The 21478-nt window shown below is 41.5% G+C and carries 21 protein-coding genes; 15 read left to right on the top strand and 6 right to left on the bottom strand.

The window, feature by feature from the left end; translation table 11 throughout:
- Nucleotides 1–146: 146 nt before the first annotated feature.
- Nucleotides 147–2408, bottom strand: coding sequence for an EAL domain-containing protein (locus tag CXF88_RS03015; RefSeq protein ID WP_101085271.1), 2262 nt, complete (start codon nucleotides 2406–2408; stop codon nucleotides 147–149).
- Nucleotides 2409–2629: 221 nt separating this feature from the next.
- Here CXF88_RS03015 and thpR point away from each other — a divergent pair, with 221 nt between their 5' ends.
- The gene (gene thpR / locus CXF88_RS03010) at nucleotides 2630–3175 is read left to right on the top strand and encodes an RNA 2',3'-cyclic phosphodiesterase (protein WP_157822766.1); all 546 of its coding nucleotides are present in this window, start codon (nucleotides 2630–2632) and stop codon (nucleotides 3173–3175) included.
- A 53-nt stretch (nucleotides 3176–3228) separates the two neighbouring features.
- On the opposite strand, the gene pepB is transcribed toward thpR, so the two are convergent.
- Nucleotides 3229–4503 (bottom strand): aminopeptidase PepB, encoded by a 1275-nt coding sequence (gene pepB / locus CXF88_RS03005; RefSeq protein ID WP_101085269.1) that lies wholly within the window; start codon nucleotides 4501–4503, stop codon nucleotides 3229–3231.
- A 144-nt stretch (nucleotides 4504–4647) separates the two neighbouring features.
- Here pepB and sfsA point away from each other — a divergent pair, with 144 nt between their 5' ends.
- From sfsA to CXF88_RS02965, 8 genes are all read left to right on the top strand, one after another.
- Nucleotides 4648–5352, top strand: coding sequence for a DNA/RNA nuclease SfsA (sfsA, locus tag CXF88_RS03000; RefSeq protein ID WP_101085268.1), 705 nt, complete (start codon nucleotides 4648–4650; stop codon nucleotides 5350–5352).
- Between the two features lie 118 nt (nucleotides 5353–5470).
- Nucleotides 5471–5914 carry an RNA polymerase-binding protein DksA gene (gene dksA / locus CXF88_RS02995; RefSeq protein WP_011638715.1) on the top strand — a complete coding sequence of 148 codons (444 nt, stop codon included), beginning with the start codon at nucleotides 5471–5473 and terminating at the stop codon, nucleotides 5912–5914.
- A 138-nt stretch (nucleotides 5915–6052) separates the two neighbouring features.
- On the top strand, nucleotides 6053–6934 hold the full coding sequence (gluQRS, locus tag CXF88_RS02990) for a tRNA glutamyl-Q(34) synthetase GluQRS (protein WP_101085267.1): 882 nt from the start codon (nucleotides 6053–6055) through the stop codon (nucleotides 6932–6934).
- Nucleotides 6935–7175: 241 nt separating this feature from the next.
- Nucleotides 7176–8477, top strand: coding sequence for a polynucleotide adenylyltransferase PcnB (gene pcnB / locus CXF88_RS02985; protein ID WP_162024398.1), 1302 nt, complete (start codon nucleotides 7176–7178; stop codon nucleotides 8475–8477).
- A gap of 5 nt (nucleotides 8478–8482) precedes the next feature.
- Entirely contained in the window at nucleotides 8483–8968 is a 486-nt protein-coding gene (folK, locus tag CXF88_RS02980) for a 2-amino-4-hydroxy-6-hydroxymethyldihydropteridine diphosphokinase (RefSeq protein WP_101085265.1), read from the top strand.
- Between the two features lie 68 nt (nucleotides 8969–9036).
- Complete coding sequence (gene panB, locus CXF88_RS02975; RefSeq protein WP_101085264.1) at nucleotides 9037–9831, top strand: 3-methyl-2-oxobutanoate hydroxymethyltransferase; 795 nt, start codon at nucleotides 9037–9039, stop codon at nucleotides 9829–9831.
- 243 nt (nucleotides 9832–10074) lie between these two features.
- Nucleotides 10075–10929 carry a pantoate--beta-alanine ligase gene (gene panC / locus CXF88_RS02970; RefSeq protein WP_101085263.1) on the top strand — a complete coding sequence of 285 codons (855 nt, stop codon included), beginning with the start codon at nucleotides 10075–10077 and terminating at the stop codon, nucleotides 10927–10929.
- 491 nt (nucleotides 10930–11420) lie between these two features.
- Nucleotides 11421–11939 (top strand): hypothetical protein, encoded by a 519-nt coding sequence (locus CXF88_RS02965; RefSeq protein ID WP_101085262.1) that lies wholly within the window; start codon nucleotides 11421–11423, stop codon nucleotides 11937–11939.
- 36 nt (nucleotides 11940–11975) lie between these two features.
- On the opposite strand, the gene CXF88_RS02960 is transcribed toward CXF88_RS02965, so the two are convergent.
- A complete protein-coding gene (locus tag CXF88_RS02960) occupies nucleotides 11976–12173 on the bottom strand; it encodes a YheV family putative zinc ribbon protein (RefSeq protein ID WP_162023862.1) in 198 nt (65 codons plus the stop codon).
- A gap of 176 nt (nucleotides 12174–12349) precedes the next feature.
- Between CXF88_RS02960 and CXF88_RS02955 the strand changes: the two genes are divergently transcribed.
- Nucleotides 12350–14260 (top strand): ABC transporter ATP-binding protein, encoded by a 1911-nt coding sequence (locus tag CXF88_RS02955; RefSeq protein WP_101085260.1) that lies wholly within the window; start codon nucleotides 12350–12352, stop codon nucleotides 14258–14260.
- Nucleotides 14261–14332: 72 nt separating this feature from the next.
- Nucleotides 14333–14824 (top strand): TIGR02444 family protein, encoded by a 492-nt coding sequence (locus tag CXF88_RS02950; RefSeq protein WP_101085259.1) that lies wholly within the window; start codon nucleotides 14333–14335, stop codon nucleotides 14822–14824.
- 70 nt (nucleotides 14825–14894) lie between these two features.
- Here the strand turns inward: CXF88_RS02950 and CXF88_RS02945 are convergent, their stop codons facing one another.
- Together CXF88_RS02945 and CXF88_RS02940 are read right to left on the bottom strand one after the other, a co-directional pair.
- A complete protein-coding gene (locus CXF88_RS02945) occupies nucleotides 14895–16484 on the bottom strand; it encodes a GMC family oxidoreductase (RefSeq protein WP_101085258.1) in 1590 nt (529 codons plus the stop codon).
- Nucleotides 16485–16507: 23 nt separating this feature from the next.
- Entirely contained in the window at nucleotides 16508–17020 is a 513-nt protein-coding gene (locus CXF88_RS02940) for a TAT leader-containing periplasmic protein (RefSeq protein WP_101085257.1), read from the bottom strand.
- A 112-nt stretch (nucleotides 17021–17132) separates the two neighbouring features.
- On the opposite strand from CXF88_RS02940, the gene CXF88_RS02935 reads away from it, so the two are divergent.
- From CXF88_RS02935 to CXF88_RS02925, 3 genes are all read left to right on the top strand, one after another.
- Nucleotides 17133–18146 (top strand): hydrolase, encoded by a 1014-nt coding sequence (locus tag CXF88_RS02935; RefSeq protein WP_101085256.1) that lies wholly within the window; start codon nucleotides 17133–17135, stop codon nucleotides 18144–18146.
- A gap of 13 nt (nucleotides 18147–18159) precedes the next feature.
- Nucleotides 18160–18408, top strand: a complete 249-nt coding sequence (locus CXF88_RS02930; protein WP_101085255.1) for a YheU family protein — start codon at nucleotides 18160–18162, stop codon at nucleotides 18406–18408.
- Nucleotides 18409–18541: 133 nt separating this feature from the next.
- Nucleotides 18542–19438, top strand: coding sequence for a phosphoribulokinase (locus CXF88_RS02925; protein ID WP_059744602.1), 897 nt, complete (start codon nucleotides 18542–18544; stop codon nucleotides 19436–19438).
- A 240-nt stretch (nucleotides 19439–19678) separates the two neighbouring features.
- On the opposite strand, the gene CXF88_RS02920 is transcribed toward CXF88_RS02925, so the two are convergent.
- On the bottom strand, nucleotides 19679–20377 hold the full coding sequence (locus CXF88_RS02920; RefSeq protein WP_242445089.1) for a tetratricopeptide repeat protein: 699 nt from the start codon (nucleotides 20375–20377) through the stop codon (nucleotides 19679–19681).
- A gap of 378 nt (nucleotides 20378–20755) precedes the next feature.
- Here CXF88_RS02920 and crp point away from each other — a divergent pair, with 378 nt between their 5' ends.
- A complete protein-coding gene (gene crp, locus CXF88_RS02915) occupies nucleotides 20756–21391 on the top strand; it encodes a cAMP-activated global transcriptional regulator CRP (RefSeq protein WP_101085253.1) in 636 nt (211 codons plus the stop codon).
- The last annotated feature ends 87 nt before the right edge of the window (nucleotides 21392–21478 follow it).

Here is a 21478-nt window from a genome sequence, read left to right as displayed (position 1 = left end):
AACGCGATTAACTTTTACGGCTATTTTCTGCGGTTCATTTTACCCACATTGTATCAAGGTGTCATTAATTGCCTATTTCAAGCCTATTTGGCTACCTTTTTAACAAAGCAATTAACCGCTCTCAGTTATTGAGTCATTTTACTCATTTAGATTAACCAAGGAGTCCGTAAACCGTGTTGTAGTTCAGCTAATCGTGTCGGTTTATTAATAGCATAGCCTTGCGCATAATCGACACCAATATTTTTAAGATATACGCCAATATCAGTATTTTCAACAAACTCTGCGATAACTTCAAACCCCATGTCTTTTCCGAGCTGACAAATAGCCGAAACAATGGCTTTATCACTGCGGTTTTCGCATAAATTCACTACAAATTGGCCGTCAATTTTAACGTAATCGACATCAAGACATTTCAAATATGCAAAGCTAGAAAAACCAGAACCAAAATCATCTAATGCAATCTTACAACCAAATGGTCGTAACAACTCAATTAATCCGGTAGCTTGGTCTAATTGGCTTACCGCTGCAGTTTCGGTTATTTCAAAACATAATTTACTCACCAGCTCAGGTTCAACCATTAAACGCATTTCGAGCCAAGTCATGAACTTTTGGTCAGCAAGTGACATCGCAGACAAATTCACCGACACCATAGAAAGCTGTTCCCATGTAGCTAAATTATTGCCGCCCCACGTCAATAAATTATCGATAACCCAACGGTCTACTCGAGGCGCTAAGTTATAACGCTCAGCAGCAGGTAAAAACACCCCCGGCGATACATATTGGCCATCACTCTGCACCATGCGAAGTAGAATTTCCATGTGGATGCCAGTGTCGGGTTTATCGAGCGGCTCAATTAATTGATAGAATAGCTCAAACTGATTTAATGCCAGTGCGCCTGTAATATCCACAGATGCCAGCATTTGGTTATACATCATGTGCATTTGTGGGTCGTCAGGATTATAAAAATGCCAACGGTTACGGCCTTCTTCTTTGGCCAAGCGGCAAGCGGCATCAGCTTTGCTCATCACACCGTAAATATCGGAGTCAACATAATCGACTTTGGCAATGCCAATGCTGGCACTAATGTTGTGTTTGATACCTTTCCAAGTAAATTCATGATCAAACAACTGTTGGCAAATTCGTTTTGCCACTTGTTGCGCCGATGCGGTATCAGAATAATGCATCAATAAGCCAAACTCATCGCCGCCTAAACGCGCAACCACATCGTCTTTACGTAATAATTGTTTTAAGCGAGTCGCCACTTGTTGCAGCAACACATCACCCGCTTGATGACCACTAAGGTCATTTACCACTTGAAATTGATCGAGATCGAGAAAGGCAATACAAGCCGGAGCATGTTCGTCGTCTTTTAATAACTCTTCAAGCATGTTTTCGAACTGTAATCGATTTGGTAATCCGGTTAGCACATCATAATTGGAATGAAACGATAACTCATCGGCAAGTCGATAACGTTCGGTGACATCTTCAATCATTAATAATAACTGTTGCTGTTTATTAAGTGCATGGCAAAAGCTAAACTTATACCAGTATATTTGAACCCCATTTCGTAACGGCACTTCACACCAGGCTTGGCGTAAAATACCTTCTCGAACGATATGCAAGGTATCGAGTAATAGTGGGTGATCATCTTCTCGTAGCAACGTAAATAAACTCTGCCCGACTGTAATGGGTAAATTTTGTTTACTCGCATCATTTTGCAATACAACATTATTGTGTAAATCAATCAACGCACATGGCATCGGCAGTAACTGAAATAGCTCTTGATACTGTTTATCTTTACTGTCTAAAAGCACGGATAAACGACGAAGTTCAAGTGAAGAGGCTAATTGATATGCAGTATCATCGAGTAACTTTTGCACAAACGCACAAGGATCATCTTGCTGACTCACTACTGTGTTAGCATCGGATGCACACATAGTGCCTAAAACAACTTTAACATTGCCAACATGCAAAACAGGACTCAGAGCAAGATGCTTACAATCAATATCGAGTTGATTAAAGATGCCTAAAAGCGGTGTAAGGAGTCGATTTTCGTCAGCGGTAAATGATTGCTCTGGGGAATGAGGATAAATGATTGCTTGATAGCTGTTAAATAATGATTCGCACAGTGACAAATTATCTTGTAAATGCTGGTTAAACAGCGCTTCTGATGCTGGTGAAGCACCAAAATGACTGACACATTGTTGCTCTGAAGTGTCGATAATATCAGTATCGACGGCAAATAATTTATCATATTGACTCGTCAACACAAATGCAGCGCTGCATTCTAGCCTTTGACAGACTAACTGTAATGCTTGATTAAGCAGTGATAACACCGAAGTATTACTACCCTCAATAGGTCCATTTGTAAAAACACTTTTCAATAGTTGCTGGGTGCTATCGGCCATTCATCAACTCATTCAAGGTTAGCAATTCAATTTGCTTGGGAATAAAATCAGTTATCTTGTGGATGCCATATCGCTAACTATAAGCACTAACTATAAGCGCTAACTATAAGCACTATATTGATTAGGTAGTTAACTGAAACCACGATATGTTTTTAAAATCAGTAGTATTGTTAATCTATCAACGTTTATGTTTCAGCTCAATAAATAATAGGGCCAACCGGATGCAAACACCTTCGTCAGCAAGATTATTTGTCGGCTTTAGCGTAGACAAACCACAAATAGATAAAATATTACATCTACAACAAACACTTATAACTAAAATAAATACAAATTCAGTAGCCACTTTAGCACACAACTTACACATAACATTAGGCTTTTTCGGTCAAATAGATCCGACCACTTGTTCAAAAATCCATGAAGCAATAAATCAGATGCCTAAAACAACTTTCAGTCAAGTTATCGACACCTTCGCTTGGTGGCAAACAGCACAATTAATCTGTTTAAAAGGACAAGCGAGTACATCATTAAACACTATGGCGAATGACATTAAGAACATTGCAAAAACTCACCATCTAGCCATCAGTCAATACGATTATGTTCCGCACATTAGTCTATTTCGTGGGGTGACAACAGCTTCTTTACCAGCCGTGGTAAAGGACACTCAGCTCATCATCGCACCAAGCCATTTACATTTATATCAATCGACTGGCCACCGCCATAACGTTAACTACACGATATTAGAAAGTTGGCCGTTACGGCAAAAATAAAAACCGTCACCACAGAATGTGAGCGACGGTTTAATTATGATTACAATTGATGACTAGTCTTTTAATAACTCAGCAATGGTCAATACGCCATGCGTTGTCGCACCAGCGGCCCATAGCGCCGAGGCAGATGATTCAAAAGCACCTGCGAGATCAACGTGTAACCAATTCGCTTTTGGTGACACAAAACGCCATAAGAAACCGGCCGCGTTTGATGCGCCACCTGCACCGCCACCCTTAACTGGGCGACTGTTTGCAGTATCAGCATAAGCTGATGGACACATATCTTTATGCCAAGCATCTAACGGCAATGGCCATACGTTTTCAGAAACGGCTTCAGCACATTGCTGTGCAAGCTGTAATGTCGCCTTTTGTGGTGAAAAAATGGCGTTATAATTTGAGCCCACAGCCATCACAGCAGCGCCGGTTAACGTTGCAGCATCAATAATTAAGCCTGCGCCCGTTTCTGATGCAGCTTGTAAACCATCGGCTAGAACTAAACGTCCTTCAGCATCAGTATTAACAATTTCAACCGTGGTGCCGTTTTTGTAGGTTAGAACATCACCCAGCTTGAAAGCATTACCGCTAACTAAGTTTTCTGCACAACACAAAAATAGCTTAACGCGTTTGTTCAAACCAGCCTTCATGGCTAATCCCAATGCAGCAGTAACAGTGGCAGCACCGCCCATGTCACACTTCATCGCTAACATACCTTCTGACGACTTCAAGCTATAGCCGCCTGAGTCAAACGTAATACCTTTACCCACTAAGGCAACAGAGACTGGAGCATCTGCGCCTAACGGATTAAAATCAAGCTCTAACAATGCAGGAGGACGTTCACTACCACGACCCACAGCATGAATACCGACCCATTTTTTTTCTAATAATTCATGGCCTTCAATAATGTTAAAACTGACATGGTCACCACCAATATTTTTTAGCCAAGACGCCGCTTGATTAGCTAACGATAAAGGCGATAAATCTTCTGGAGTATCATTGATCAATTTGCGAGCAAACTGGGCCGCTATGGCACGTTGATTCAACGTTTCTTTATCGGCGTCACTACCACACCAGTCCACTTGGTACCCTGCTTTAGCCGTGGCAAAACCTTGTGCAAATGCCCACTGTGAATTCAGGGTCCATAAGCCACCGTCTAGCTGCACATAATTAATGCCTTGATTGCGGATTTTTCTTGCGGCCATCTGCACTTGACGCAGTTCATCGCTACCCGATAGATGGATTGTTGCCTTAGTACCTTGGTAAGTCACATCAGCTTTACCCCAATGTTCTGCAGGGGCTTCGGTGGTGAGCGTAACGGTCATAATATTCATAATAATCCCTTGTAGTAAGCCAAATAACACCAATGCTCGAGCTTAATCACGAGCTAATGGCAGTAGTGTAGACAAAACATAATCGATAAACCAAGCTAAAGTTTGTTAGCATTGTTGTAAATCAACTCATTAGATGAGTCATCGATGAAATTTACTCCCGAATTAGAATCCGGTGTATTAATTAAACGATACAAACGCTTTCTTGCCGATATCATGCTACCTAACGGGCAAGAAATCACGATTCATTGCCCAAATACTGGTTCAATGAAAAATTGCTTATTCCCTGGTGAAAAGGTGTGGTTTTCCAGCTCCGACAATCCAAAACGAAAATATGCCCACACATGGGAATTAATGCAGACAGATCAGCAGCATTATATCGGGATTAATACCGGGCGAGCCAATGCTCTTGCAGAAGAAGCGATTAATCGGCAAGTGATTACCGAACTATTAGGTTACGAGCATTTAAAACGCGAAGTAAAGTATGGCAGTGAAAATAGCCGCATCGATATCTTGCTCACTAGCCAAAACCGGCCAGAGTGCTATATTGAAGTGAAGAGTTGTACTTTACTAGAGGATAAAATGGGTTACTTCCCCGATGCCGTAACCACTCGTGGACAAAAGCATCTGCGAGAACTCATCCACATGGTGGAATTAGGCCATCGTGCTGTTTTATTATTTGTGGTGCAGCACAGTGGCATCACGAGTGTTAAACCCGCGCGACATATAGATCCACAATATGCAGACTTACTTGAACAAGCCGTAGCAAATGGCGTTGAAGTGCTAGCTTATAAAACAGCGCTTTCGCCACAGGGAAGCCTGATCACTTCAGCTTGTAAAGTCATGCTGTAGATCAAAATAAAAATTAAATAACAAGTAAAAAATTTGCCACGCTATAGAGTTTCTGGTATAGATAGCGGCCATAAATTTAAGACGTCCTTAAAACGCAAATGATTACAGGAGATGCGTTATGCCTCAAGGCACGAAAAAACTTGGCGTACTCGCTATCGCTGGAGTAGATCCTTACCAGGAATCGGCTGGTGAAGAGTATATGAATACCAAGCAACGTGGTCACTTTACATTGATTCTCGAAGCATGGCGTAACCAATTGCGTGAAGAAGTCGACCGTACGTTAACTCACATGCAAGATGAAGCTGCAAACTTTCCTGATCCTGTCGACCGTGCAGCACAAGAAGAAGAATTCAGCTTAGAATTACGCGCTCGTGACAGAGAACGTAAATTGATCAAAAAGATTGAAAAGACTTTACAGTTGATCAAAGAAGACGATTTTGGTTTCTGCTTCTCATGTGGCGTAGAAATTGGAATCCGTCGACTTGAAGCTCGCCCTACAGCCGATCAATGTATCGATTGTAAAACGCTAGCTGAAATAAAAGAAAAACAAATGGCGGGTTAACCCGTTATTGATTAGGGCGAGATTATCTCGCCCTTTTTATTGACTTTATTTACCCACTAACAAATTAACAAGGCTATTGTGTTGTCGCATTAACTGACGATAATAACAATACGATGTTAACGAAAACAACGCTATAACATGATTCCCCCATCCTATATCGGACGTTTTGCGCCCTCACCATCAGGTTCACTGCATTTTGGCTCACTCATTGCTGCATTAGGCAGTTATCTTCGCGCGCACAGTCAACAAGGCCAATGGCTTGTCCGCATAGAAGATATCGACCCGCCACGCGAAGTCCCCGGTGCAAGCGATAACATCCTTAGAACACTCGATGCCTACGGCTTACATTGGCATGGAACCGTACTATTTCAACAGCAACGATATCAGGCTTATCAAGATCAAATTGAAGCGTTTATCGCCAGTGATCTTGCTTATTATTGCCAATGCACACGTAAAATAATTCAAACCAGCGGCGGAGTGTATGATGGCCGTTGTGGCCGACTTCAGCCTAGACTGACACACGGCGCAATTCGAATTCGTAATCACGTTAAAATTGATCATTTTGTTGATAAACTTCAAGGCTCGGTGATGGTTGATAAAGCTTTCGCCGAAGAAGACTTTATTATTAAACGCAGTGATGGTTTGTATGCTTACCAACTCGCCGTTGTACTCGACGATGCGTATCAAGGCATAACTGAAGTGGTCAGAGGTTGTGATTTACTTGAAGCCAGTTGCCGACAAATAAGTTTGTTTACCCAATTGGAATTTACGCCACCTGATTGGCTACATTTGCCGTTAGTTTGTGCCGAGAAAGGCTTTAAATTATCCAAGCAGAATTATGCTCCAGCCATAGATGTCATTCACCCTCAAGCCAGTATTAATGCGGCACTGACCTTTTTAGGCCAAAAAGCTGTCGATGTAGATTCGGTAGAAGTGATGCTTAAACAGGCTGTTGAACAATTTGACCTAAGCACGATTCCTGCACAAAAAGAAATTGTCTTATCGACAATAAACAACTAGGTATCGTCATTAACTGACATAAGTTATTGCATTAAGCCCTTTTTAGCGCAACTGTACGTATACTCATTCGGTCACATTTAATGTATTATACCCGCCAGATTTTTAATCAAATTATTATAGCATTTCGAGGTGTATTATTTTTCGCCGTATTAGCCAATTCTGTAAACAGCTATTTGAAAACAACAAAGTAGCTCCAGTCCTTGAAGAACCCATTCAAGAAGATGGCTTACGTCTGGATATTATCTCCAGAGATGGTCACTCAATTTCACGTCGTCAAATTAGTGAAAATGCACTAAAAGTACTTTATCGTCTTAATAAATCTGGCTACAAAGCTTATTTAGTGGGCGGTGGAGTACGTGACATTCTATTAGGTCTTGAACCGAAAGATTTTGACGTCGTCACTAATGCCACCCCAGATGACATTAAAAAGTTATTCCGCAATTGTCGCTTAGTCGGCCGTCGCTTTAGACTGGCGCATATCGTTTTTGGTCGTGATGTCATTGAGGTTGCCACTTTCCGCGGTCACCACAGTGAAAGCAATGATAAAGTATCAAAATCCAACGCTGAAGGCCGTTTGTTACGCGATAACGTCTACGGTGAGATCGATGAAGATGCTGAGCGCCGTGACTTCACCATTAACGCGCTCTACTATGATATTAGTGATTATTCTATTCGCAGCTATGGTGGTGGAATAAACGATCTCAATGCTAGAACGATTAAGCTTATTGGCGACCCAGACACGCGATACCGCGAAGACCCGGTGCGTATGCTTCGTGCTGTTCGTTTTGCGACGAAACTTGATATGCAAATCGATGCCGTGACAGCGGATCCCATCAAAGCCCTTGCTCCATTGCTAGCCGATATTCCTGCTGCGCGCATGTATGAAGAAGTATTGAAACTGTTTTTTGCCGGTAAAGCAGAAGCTAATTACCACATGATGCAACGTTTTGGTTTATTCGCGCCCTTGTTCCCACAAGTCGGTGCATTAATTGAAGAGTCGCCTAAAGGGTATGCCGCTAAAATGCTGCAAGTCGTTATGCGTAATACCGATATCCGTGTTAGCGAAGATAAAACCGTGACTCCGGCATTTTTCTTTGCGGCAATCTTGTGGTATCCCGTTAAGCAACGAGCTGATGATATTGCCATTGAAAGCGGCTTAACTCATTACGATGCATATGTTGCTGCAATGGGTGATGTGCTTGAAAAACAGTGTCTAACAATTAGCTTACCACGCCGATTTAGCACTCCAGCACGCGACATTTGGCAATTGCAGTTACGATTAGAACGCGGTCAAGGCACTCGAGCATTTAAACTACTAGAGCACCCTAAATTCAGAGCAGCTTATGATTTACTGCTACTGCGCGGTGAAGTTGAAATGGGTAATATTGCCAAGATAGCTGAGTGGTGGAAAGCGTTTGTAGAAGCTGATGAAACTGACCGTAGCGACATAGCTAAAAGCATCAAAGGCAGCAATAATCGTAACAGAAATGCACCACAGCGTAAGCGTCGCCGTAAACCAGCAGCCAAGCCAGCAGAAGAATAACAATCATGGCGGTTCAAGTTTATGTTGCCATAGGCGCTAATTTAGCGGAGCCAATACAACAACTCGATGTTGCAGTATTGGCGCTAAAGGCATTGGCAATAAACAACACTTTTACGGTGTCAGCATATTATGGTTCCAAGCCCATGGGTGATGTTATTCAGCCAGATTATGTCAATGCTGTCGCGGGGTTTCAAACCTCACTATTGCCCATTGAGTTACTCGATACCTTACAAGAAATCGAGCAACAACAAGGGCGTGTACGACTTGAACACTGGGGACCTCGTACCTTAGATTTAGATTTGTTACTCTATGGTCAACAACACATCAACGAACCTCGACTTTGTGTGCCTCATTACGGCATGAAGCAACGCAGTTTTGTGTTAGTTCCATTAGCAGACATTGCACCAGCGCTAACATTGCCTTGTAATACAAGCCTTGAAAGCCTTATTAGTGTGGCAATGCGTGATGAATTACAAAAGCTTATCGATTAAAGTTGATCTTAACAGACAGAAGATTAAGCTCAGCTTTTAGTATTTCAATATTGTTTTAAGAGTCTACTATGTCAAAAGTCACCAGTTCGACCCTAATCAAGTTCAAACAAGAAGGTAAAAAGTTCACCGCATTAACGGCTTATGACGCTAGCTTTGCCGGCGCATTTGACAGTGAAGGTGTTGATGTACTTCTAGTGGGTGATTCACTCGGTATGGTGCTTCAAGGCCATAACGATACCTTACCAGTAACCATTGCCGATATTGCTTACCATACCGCTTGTGTCAAACGTGGTGTTTCGCGCGCATTACTCATCGCAGACATGCCGTTTATGAGCTATAGCACCCCAGAACAGACCATGACTAACGCTGCAATATTAATGCAGGCAGGTGCCAGCATGGTTAAATTAGAAGGCGGACATTGGTTACTTGAAAGCGTAAAAATGTTAACCGAACGTGGTATTCCAGTTTGTGCTCACCTAGGGTTAACGCCACAGTCGGTGAACGTTTTTGGCGGATTTAAAGTGCAAGGTCGCGACGCTGATAACGCGCAACGCATTCTAGATGAAGCTAAAGCATTGCAAGCTGCTGGTGCGCAATTATTAGTGGTTGAGTGTATTCCAGCCTCCCTGGCTAAAGCCATTACTGAAGCACTAACCATTCCAGTTATCGGTATCGGCGCGGGTGCTGACACCGATGGCCAAATTCTTGTTATGCACGATGTTTTAGGCATTTCGAGTGGCTACATTCCCCGTTTTTCAAAAAACTACCTCAAACAAACCGGCGAAATCCGTTCGGCTATCAGAGCTTATATTGATGAAGTTGCTAACGGCACATTCCCAGCGGAAGAACATACCTTTAATTAATATAACATCTTGATAATATAAATTTATTATCATTTTTGCTCTGCTATCTACGTTGCATTGACTTACAATAGATCGACAGTTGATGAGTCAATGCACCTTCGTTAGCAACACAAACGGCAAGTTTGATTTGCAGATGCGAAATAAACCCGTTGTTATCGATTACCCTAGCTCTTATTCGGCTTGAGGCTAATCATTAAATCTACATCAATGACTACATTGTTTTTATTAAGGTTCGAACAGAAAATGATAACCACTTCCGCTATCTCAACCATTCGCGAACATGTTAAGACTTGGCGCAGCAAAGGCGAAACGGTTGCTTTTGTGCCTACTATGGGTAACTTACACCAAGGTCACATTACCTTAGTGAATGAAGCTAAAAAGCGCGCAGACCATGTGGTGGTATCTATTTTTGTTAATCCGATGCAATTTAGTGCCAATGAAGACTTAGAGGGTTACCCACGCACACTCGCACAAGATAGCGAAAAGCTAATGCTTGCCGGAACAGAACTACTCTTCACTCCAACACCTGAGATTATTTATCCCAAAGGATTGGCACAGCAAACATTTATTGAAGTACCAGAAATTGGTGATGAATTATGCGGTGCAAGCCGCCCAGGTCATTTTCGTGGTGTGGCCACTATAGTTTCCAAACTGTTTAATATTGTTCAACCTGATATCGCCTTATTCGGCCGTAAAGATTTTCAACAATTGATGATTATCAAAACCATGGTTGAAGATTTATCGATGCCAATCGATGTAATTGGAGTGGAAACTATCCGAGAAGCGTCGGGTCTTGCGATGAGCTCTCGTAATGGCTATTTAACCACTGAAGAAAAACACTCAGCAGCAACATTAAAACAAGCATTAGACAGTATTGTTAACGCGATTCAACGCGGTGAAGCAATACAACAAGCTATCTCAATTGCCAAAAAACGACTTATAACAGTTGGTTTTACTCCTGATTATCTCGAAGTGAGAAATGCCAATACATTACGCCAAGTAACGGCAGCTGACAGTGAGCTAGTGGTTATTGGGGCGGTGTATCTCGGCAAAGCGCGCTTGATAGACAACGTGTCATTTTCTCGTCATTCAAGTTAGGCACATAGCACGCTTCGCTAAAAAAACATTATTTTTTGGCTTAACTCAATAAAATAAAAAACAAAGATTTTTTATTTTATTGAGATTTCCATTGTCAAAAAACTGGTTTTATCGATAAAATTGAACCATATTTAAGCGTTAGAATAGTATTATCGACGTGATTATAGTTATATAGTTAGCAAAGTATGATTGCCGAGTATTCAATATCCGGTAACGAGTATGGGTAATGTCTTACTTGCGTAGCGTTAAAAAATGCTAATCTGTTTAAGTACATAAGCTCATCAAAACACTAGTTAAATAAGTGAGTTGGCGAGATACAGTAAAAAACAATACCTTTAGCCAAAATACGTAACCGGTGATTGCTTACCATTAGCAGCTAGACATGGTTGTCAACTGTGAGGCTGAATGCATCATCGACAAGGCCTAGTGTCGAAAACGTAAACATGTGATATCAAAATCGTAATAGTGATGACAAAAGGATGTGTGGCCGCATGGCAAAAAGACTGTTATTCATCGTACTCGCCATGAGCACTTTTACTGCTCAAGCCAATACTATTTACAAATGCATGATGGATGAAAAAGTCGTTTTCAGCCAAACAGCTTGCCCTCAGGAATATAGCCAACATAAAATTGAATACCAATTGGGTATAACCACTGAGGTTGACTCGGACAAGCGCGAGCTCAAACAAGATCCCTTAGAAGCAATACTCAATAAACAAACCATTTCTAAAGAGAAATTACTGCAGCTACTTGATGGTGAAATTTATCGCTTAAATCAAGAAAACAGCTATTTTGAAATTTTACGGGCTAGCGAAATACAAAAATTGGATCGTAAGCGTTACTGGCAAACTAAACCTAGAGACGACCCAAGTTACGGCCTAGAATTACAAGAAATTACTACACGCTTCAACGGCCTAATTAAAAATAATACTAATGTTATCCAGATATTAACTAAACATAAAATGAAGATATCTGCTGAAACACAACCAGATGAATATATGAGTAACTAACTCAACTCTTCATCTGCGTTGAGATGCCACGCCACGTTAATCAGGTTTGAATACCCCGATCATGCTACCACTGGTTTTTTGAGGCACTTTAATATCCGTTTGTTGCTCACGATAATCACAGTCAGTACATTCAACCGTTTCAATTCCATTTTCTTTAAACAATAAAATACTGTCTTTAGCACTGCATTTAGGGCATTTAGCCCCTGCAACAAAACGCTTTTTAATTTTGGTCATGATTTACTCAACTTAGTGTTTACTGAATGAGCGGTTAACTCAATAAGGTCTTTACCTGATTTATACGCCTATTTTGCCATGATTAGCCCACATGAGTCCCGTGATTGTGGGAAATAAATCGTAGATGCGATATTATCTGCACCATTATTCTATTCTTAAGTATCAAGTTGTAATTAATGATCAACATAAGCCAAGCTCAGTTAATTCGCGGCAGTAAAACCTTACTCGATGAAACCTCACTGACGATATATCCCGGACACAAGGTTGGCCTTGTCGGCGCCAACGGTACAGGTAAATCATCATTGCTTGCCTTGATTTTGGGTCATTTACATCTAGATAAGGGTGAATTTAGTTTCCCCTCAGGCTGGCAAGTTGCCTCTGTTGCGCAGGAAACTCCGGCATTAGATGTGTCGGCTCTAGAGTATGTCCTCGACGGTGACACTGAATACCGTGATTTAGAAGCCCAACTAGAGAAAGCCCAAACCGACAATAACGGTAATGCCATTGCGCTTATTCACGGCAAAATTGATGCTATTGGCGGCTATGCCATCAAAGCTCGAGCAGGCGCGCTATTAGCAGGCTTAGGGTTTAAAGATGCAGACCAAAGTAACCCGGTAAAAAGCTTCTCTGGTGGTTGGCGTATGCGCCTCAACTTAGCCCAAGCACTATTATGTCGTTCAGACTTATTGTTACTCGATGAGCCAACCAACCACTTAGACTTAGATACCATGTATTGGTTAGAAGGTTGGATAAAATCTTATCAAGGGACACTCATTTTGATCAGTCACGATCGTGACTTTATCGATGGCATTGTTGGTGAAATTGTTCATGTTGAAAATCACAAACTAAATTACTATAAAGGTAATTACTCTTCTTTTGAACGAGTACGCGCCGAACGCATGGCCCAGCAACAAGTCGCCTTTGAGCGTCAACAAAAAGAACGCTCACATATGCAGTCATTTGTTGATCGTTTCCGCTATAAAGCCAGTAAAGCTAAACAAGCACAAAGCCGCTTAAAAGCCCTCGAACGCATGGCCGATTTGTTGCCCTCACAAGTAGACAATCCATTTCAAATGGCCTTTAGAGAACCAGAAGCGCTACCTAACCCATTAGTGGTAATGGAAAATGTCTCTATTGGTTATGAAGATAACACCATCCTGAAACAGGTTGAGTTAAACCTAGTCCCTGGTGCGCGTATTGGTTTGTTAGGTAGAAATGGTGCCGGTAAATCGACGCTGATCAAACTGTTATCAGGGCAATTACAAGCTAAAACGGGTAAATACCAACCTAACCCAGGATTGAATATTGGTTATTTTGCTCAGCATCAAGTTGAATTTTTAACGCTTGATGACTCTCCAATGCAACACTTAGTAAGACTTGCACCAGCAAGTGTTCGCGAACAAGAATTACGCAACTTTTTAGGCGGGTTTGGCTTTAATGGTGATATGGCCTTATCGCCAGTACGGCCGTTTTCTGGCGGCGAAAAAGCCCGCCTAGTATTAGCATTAGTGGTTTGGCAGCGTCCAAATTTACTATTACTCGATGAACCGACCAACCATTTAGATTTAGAGATGCGTCACGCACTCACCATGGCATTGCAAACCTTTGAGGGTGCAATGGTCATCGTGTCACACGATCGTCACCTATTACGCTTAAGTTGTAGTGATTATTACTTAGTTGACCAAGGTGTTGTAACACCTTTTGACGGTGACTTAGATGACTATCATCAATGGTTGCTCGATGCCGCTAAACTAGCACAAGCCAACAACAAAACAGATGTTGGCACTGGCGGTGATGCAGTTGATAAAAAACAGCAAAAAAGAATGGAAGCTGAATTACGTCAGAAAGTATCGCCGCTGAAAAAACAACAAGTAAAGTTAGAAACTCAACAGCAAAAAATTAATGCCAGATTAGCCGAATTAGAAATTGAGTTAGCCGATGGCAGCTTATACGAAGCCGAGAACAAAGCTAAAATGACCAATGTTCTCAACGAACGGACTACGCTGACTCAAGCTATGGATGAAAGTGAAATGCATTGGTTAGACATTCAAGAGCAGATAGAGCTTTTCGAGCAAGATTTTCAATAAACAGTTAGTTTTATTTTATTCAAGCCTTAAGTGGTGTTAACTCACACCACTTAAGGCTGTAAGGGATACTGTATGTCGCGGCCTTCTCACCAGCAAACATTTAGCTATTTAATTTGGCATGATTGCGAACAAAATTACTCAACTAATCCCAATTTTTACATAAACTTACAAGACACTTACCAAGTAAATGTGAATATTTTATTATTGGCTCAATACCTTGATCAACAGCATTATGTGTTGACGCCACAACTGTGGGAATTATTGACGGGTATTGTAGATCAATGGGAAGCAAATGTGTTGCAACCTTATCGACGATTACGGCGGATTGCTAAAGCATACTTAGACGGTGAAGAATATCAAAAAATGCTCGATGTTGAGCTCATTATGGAACGTAAATCTCAGTACATGTTATTGCACAAATTGAACTTACTGCAGGGAAAAACGTTAGATACTGAACCTGATAATACTGAGCCGAGCAATATAAAACACTACCTTAGCTTATTTGGCTTAGATGAAAGCATTATGACTGAGTTGACCACCCAAACAGGCCTTACTCACTCATAACGCATCATCTGGTTTAGCGACTTGCCGTACGTTGATATACCGCCATGCTACGGCATACCAAGCCGTTCAGCTAGCTAGTTTGAGTCAATTTTTGTGCTAATGCCGTTGCATTTCGAGCAACTAGACCATAAATAGACAACTGCGGATTCGCGCCTAAACTTGTTGGAAATACCGAACCATCCATCACCGATAAATTTTCAAGGTAATGCGAATAACCAAAAGTATCGACCATTGATAGGGTTTTATCTTCACCCATTGCACAACCGCCCATCACATGGGCCGACGCGACAATGGTTTTTAATAAACCTAAATCGGCATTATTGATAGCCTGCTTTGCTTCACTCCACGAATTAAGAAATGACAAGCCATCATGCATCGGCAACACCTTTTTGGCTCCTGCAGCAAATTGTAATTCGGCCATCGACAAAAATGCCCGACGAGCACCATCCCAAAAGCCTTTATCTAAAGGATAATCTAACGCCAAACTCGTATCGGTTAATCTTACCTGACCACCAGGACATTGCTGATTAAAACCATCACGAATAAGCGCAATAGTCACCTGCATTTGGTTAAAGTTAGCCATTAATTGTGCGTGGCTTACACCATAACCAATGGTTTTAGATGCAATCAACACCGGATGTACAGGCGCAACTTCAAGCTTATAACCTAAATCGCCAGTCGCGCCATCACGCCAAACAAATTCATCTGAATAGATAGATTGCGGCGCACCACTGTGACCATTAATTTGTTCTGCAAAAATACCGCCCGATAACAATGACGGATGTAAAAACGTTTTGCCTAATTGCTTATGTGGATCTGGGGTATTAGAACGCATTAATATCGTTGGTGTATGAACTGCACCCGCACTTAAAATATAATGCTTAGCACTAAAAGTAATGTTAACCGATGTCGGCATTAACCCTTCGGTTAATGCCTGCGCCGTTAAACCAACAACTTGATCGCCTTTGTGTTCAAGTTTGATGACCTTGGCGCGAGAAATCAACGTCGCGCCTTTGTCCAAAGCCGCTGGAATAGTAGTCACTAACATAGATTGTTTGGCATTAACGGGACAACCCATGCCACAGTAACCGGTATTCCAGCAACCTTTAACATTACGTTTAATGACGGTGTAATCCCAACCCAGCTTTTCACAACCTTCGCGCAGTGCACCATTGTTTCTATTGGGCTCAAACTGCCACTGCTCAATATTGAGCCGCTGCTCCATCAATTCAAACCAAGGCAGTAAATCTTGCGAGGACAAACCTTTTACCGATTTTTCTTGCTCCCAAAAGGCCAAGGTTTGTTCTGGAGTTCTAATTGAGGTTGTCCAATTGACCGTGGTTGAACCGCCTACCGTTCGACCTTGAAATATACCAATACCTTTATCTGCAGTTTTCATTGCGGCTGCTTGTTGATACAAATTCGGATAAGCGTGGCGCTCTTCCATATCAAAGTGAGTTGATGATTTTAGCGATCCGCCTTCAATCATAATCACTTTTAATCCAGCTTCAGTGAGTATTTCTGCTGCGGTGCCGCCGCCAGCTCCGGTGCCAACAATAACAACATCAGCGTCAAAGTGGCGATCCATTTCTAAGGTACTAGCATCGATATGATGCCAGCCTGAACTTAATCCGGTAATAATAGGATCAATAATGGCCAAGGGAGAGCTCCTTACATGAGGGATTAATGCGCGTTATGCACCAAGAAAGTAGGCTTTACATAACGTAAATTGCCCCAATGTTCCGGACAGGCGTAATAACTTGCCATTATCAATTCACGTAATCCGTTATAAGCGGTCGTTAACATGTCCAAATAGTTGTGGCGCCAAAACTCTAACATGTCAATCAATTGCTTTGGTTCACGCATTAACAACGGTGTCATACTGCCACTGAGCAACAATAAGCCGAAGCGTCCTTCAAGCAACTCCAACAATTCCATTAACTCTTGTTGTTGTTCTACAGGCAAATGAGTAATTGATTGTGAAATCGCATCCAATGTGCGATTTATCGCGATTTCTCTATGGCTTGGAACCTCGGGCAATGCACCGTCTAAGAACACTGGCAGCAACACACTGAACAACACTCGATGATGAATATCATCGGTAGAGGTCGTGATACTAGGTGAATATAAATTAACGCCGAGTGCTATTGCCGCAGTTCCAGCAAAAGCACCAGTAAGAAAGGCACGCCGCTTCATTTACTTCCCCTTGAGTTTATTGTTGTCTCTATTTTTTATGTGGTAGAGTGGCATGAGTAACATTTAAACATACGTTTAAATTTTCACAAACAATTACAGAAATATTCCTTCTATGAAAACCTTGTTCACTCCGCCTTGGTGGGCTGCTAGCCCGCATGTACAAACGATTCTACCATTCATTTTTAAAGTGGCCAGACCAATAACATTTAGGCAACGACAAGAGTTACCCGACGGCGACTTTATCGATTTAGATTGGCTAGGCCAAGCGCAAAATGGCGCGCCTATTTTAGTGATTATCCATGGTCTTGAAGGTAACACAGAATCGCATTATGCACGCAGAATGCTCATCGAAGCAAAAAAAGCCAAAATATCTGCTGTTGTTCATCATCATCGAGGTTGTTCGGGTGAACCTAACCGCTTAGCTCGCAGTTATCATAGCGGCGATGTAAACGACTTAGCCTACACCCTAGAACAACTAAAACACTACTATCCAGACTCGCCATTGTATGCTGTTGGCTACAGTTTAGGCGGTAATGTATTGGCAAAATACCAAGGCAGCAAACAACAGCATAGCTTACTCGAACGCGCTGTGGTTGTGTCGGCGCCTCTCACGTTAAGCGCATGTGCAAAACGCTTAGAAAATGGTTTTTCAACTCTGTATCAACGCTTTTTAATTAAACGCTTACAAGATAAAATGCTCGAAAAAATTAACACTGCAGAGTTAACCGAGCAAATGCCGATCACTAAAGAACAGCTCAAAATGCTCAATACCTTTTATTTATTTGACGATAAAGTCACTGCACCTTTGCATGGTTTTATTGACGTTAATGATTATTATCAACAATCTAGCGGCCTAGGCTATTTGCAACATATTACCAAGCCCACATTAGTCATCCACGCCAAAGATGACCCCTTCATGACTGATGAAGTGATCCCAAACCAAGCTCAATTGTCGCCTATGGTTGAATACGAGTTGCATCAGTTTGGCGGACATGTAGGTTTTGTTGAAGGTGGCTGGCCTTGGAAACCGCGCTTTTACCTCGAACGTCGCATCATCGAGTTTATACTAACGGCGAGTGATACAGTAACCGAACACGATGCCCACGCTTCTTTAGTCAGTCATTAATAGGAAATACACCATGCTTGTGCCTTATGAAGCGTTACTTTCATTACCTCAAGAAGTACTTCAACGTATGATAAAAGAATATCTGTTATCACAACTTGAAGATGGCAGTTTTAGTGACGCAGACGAGCAACAATTAAGTCGTGCAATGGACCAATGTAAGCTAGCACTAAAAAAAGGCGACTTAGTTGTCGAGTATAGTGAGGATGATGAGTCTATCGCCATTAGACAACGCGAGCATATTTCACGTTCATCTTTCGATTAGTTGTAAAACAAAACAATGGTTTTACCACAAAATGATCACATTGTTACCCGCGAAGAATTGACCCACGGGTGATGATTACCGTATAACTAGTGACTCGATTTTTCGCGTCCACAACTTTACCTAGGCAAATAACATGTCAGCAAAACATCCTATTATTGCTGTAACCGGTTCATCTGGTGCTGGCACAACGACAACCACGACGGCCTTCATTCATATTTTTAGACAGCTGGGTATTAATGCTGCATTCGTTGAAGGCGATAGTTTCCATAATTTCACCCGCGCAGAAATGGAAGTGTTAATTCGAAAATCACAAGCTGAAAATCGAAATCTAAGCTATTTTGGCCCCGAAGCCAATAATTTCAAAAAACTCGAAGAGTGTTTTACCAGCTATGGTGATACAGGCAATGGCCAAACCCGCAGCTACTTGCACACCTTCGATGAAGCGGTGCCATTTAACCAAATGCCTGGTACATTCACGCAATGGCGTGATTTGCCAGCCAATACCGATATGTTGTATTACGAAGGGCTACACGGTGGTGTGGTGACGGAAGATGCCGATGTCGCTAAACATGTTGATCTATTGATAGGCATGGTGCCGATTGTCAATTTAGAGTGGATTCAGAAAATTATTCGCGACACAAACGATAGGGGTCATAGTCGTGAAAAAGTAATGGGCTCGATAGTCCGTAGTATGGACGATTACATCAAGCACATGACGCCGCAATTTTCACGGACACACATTAATTTTCAACGAGTGCCGACCGTAGACACCTCAAATCCCTTTAGCGCAAAAGACATACCTAGCCTAGATGAAAGCTTTTTAGTGATTCGCTTTCGCGGCATTAACAATGTTGATTTCCCTTATTACCTCAACATGATCCAAGGCTCATTTATGTCACGCGTTAATACACTGGTTGTTCCCGGTGGAAAAATGTCATTAGCAATGGAATTAATTTTAACGCCATTAGTTAAAGACTTAATGGATAAGCGTATAGAGTTGCAAAACCTTGATGATATCAAACCCGATTAAGTTTGATTTAAGTCAGAACTATTAAGATAGCTGCATCGTGATTTCAAGCGAAATAACGGCAGTTGATGTGCTTGAAGTGCTAATTCCCCCTTTTTGATCTGTTAGTGCATTAAGCACATCAACGAAACCCAAAAAAGTCGATGTTCCAGCACCCACATCAACTTTTATCTCTTCTGATAAACAAGTGAATACACTGACTGATTGATAATAGTAAATGACTCACATTGCTCACTCAGAGCATTACATCAGTGGGATAACTTCTCGATAAGCTTGATTATTCTGATACTGCTTCAAACGTAAAATAAATTCATCGCTGCGCACAATCTCAGGGTTATCTTTCAACGCATCAATCGCTTTTTTCTGGGTATCTATCGCCGCAGTAAAGTCACCCTGTTCTGCATACGCGGCCGCAAGATTATCTAATACCGTCGGATCATTCTGATTATGCTCAAGTAACTTTAACGACATCGATACTGCACGTGAACCATCGCGATATTCCGCTTCAGGGCATGTAGCTAATATCCACGCAATATTGCCCATTGAAACAGCATCTCCCGCAGCACTAAACTGCTCCATTGCTTTACCACAATTACGCACTACGCCATCACCACCAGCAGAATAAATAAACCCTAAACGAAAATGAGCCCACTTATCCCCCTGTGCAACCATTTGCAAATACCATTGCTCGGCAAGTGCTAAATCCCGCGGAATTAATTTGCCGTCAAAAGCTAGGTCAGCTAATGTTTGTTGCGCCTTAATATTTTGCTGTTGCGCAGCAAGATTAACCCAGCTTAATCCTTGCTTGGTATCTTGAGTAACAAATCGTCCGGAAAGGTTCATTAAGCCCAATAGAAATTGTGCGTCTGCATTACCTTGTTTGGCTTTAATCTGAATATGAACCAGTTTACTCGCCGCTTGAGACTCAATAGAGGGCGGGATAACAAATGCTTTTACAGATGAACTAAGTCCACTTAATAAAACAACACAAACAATAACCCCAATTTGACTCAGTTTTTTCACGCATACCTCGACAACTATTTATGAAGCTGATTAAATAACATTAGCTAACTCATGGATCCAATACAATAGACAAATAACATTGGCAACAATTCAATCGTAGTGATGATTAAGACAAATTCACAAAAAAAGTCGACCGCCATCACAAACGAGATAAATTTAATCTAAAATTTAACAAGTTAATATACACTACGCACACTTCTAAATACGATCTCTATCAAAGTTTTCACCGTTTCAATAGCGTAGAATGCTTAATTAGACATTACTTACTTTCATTTTTAATCAATCGAGGAATATCATATGGCTCTGATTGGTAAGCCAAAACCTGACCCAACATTAGAATGGTTTCTTTCACATTGTCACATTCATAAGTACCCAGCAAAGAGTACTTTAATTCACGCAGGTGAAGAGTCTGATACTTTATATTACATCGTCAAAGGTTCCGTCGCTGTATTGATCAAAGATGAAGAAGGTAAAGAAATGATCCTTTCTTATCTAAATCAAGGCGATTTTATCGGTGAACTAGGGCTGTTTGAAGAGCAATCTGAACGTACTGCATGGGTTCGTGCTAAACAAGCATGTGAAATTGCAGAAATTTCTTATAAGAAATTTAAGCAATTGATTCAGGTAAATCCTGAAATCTTGATGAAACTTTCGGCGCAAATGGCCTATCGTTTACAAAGTACTAGTCAAAAAGTAGGCGACTTAGCCTTCCTTGACGTTGCTGGTCGTATTGCACAAACGCTATTACATCTTGCAAAACAACCCGATGCTATGACACATCCTGACGGCATGCAGATTAAGATAACCCGTCAAGAGATTGGTCAAATTGTTGGTTGTTCACGTGAAACTGTTGGTCGTATTTTAAAAATGCTTGAAGAACAAAACTTGATCCAAGCACACGGTAAAACGATCGTAGTTTACGGTACACGCTAAATGACAAAAGGCTAACGACGAATCAAGCAAAATGTTTATGTTTAATCATATAAGCTTCAGCTTGATTTAAGCCAAGATACTTAAAGT

The organism is Shewanella sp. ALD9, from assembly GCF_002836315.1.
Taxonomy (GTDB): Bacteria; Pseudomonadota; Gammaproteobacteria; order Enterobacterales; family Shewanellaceae; genus Shewanella.
This window is presented reverse-complemented; position numbering and strand designations above follow the sequence as displayed.